We start from the raw sequence: 240 nt of genomic DNA on the forward strand, positions 1-240 counted from the left end.
TCCTCAGTGGCGATGACGGCCCGGCCGCCCGTTCGCTCCTGTCGGGGGTGGACGGGCTGATCTCGGTCGGCTCGAACGCGCTGCCCGGTGCCTCCCGGCGCATGTGCGCCCTGGCCGCGGCCGGCGAACGCGAGGCCACCGAGGCCTGGGATGCCCGGCTGGAGCCGTTCCATGAATTCTGCGGGGTGGAACCCAACCCCATCCCGGTGAAAGACCTGCTGCGCCGGATCGGCATCGGCC

General features: G+C 72.5%; 1 protein-coding gene. It reads left to right on the forward strand.

Annotated features, from left to right (window positions below; all coding sequences use genetic code 11):
- A partial coding sequence (locus ACQG3P_RS22655) for a dihydrodipicolinate synthase family protein (RefSeq protein WP_426806308.1) occupies window positions 1-240 on the forward strand: 240 nt, incomplete at both ends.

The sequence above is a fragment of the Stenotrophomonas sp. SrG genome (assembly GCF_050031795.1).
Lineage (GTDB): Bacteria > Pseudomonadota > Gammaproteobacteria > Xanthomonadales > Xanthomonadaceae > Stenotrophomonas > Stenotrophomonas rhizophila_A.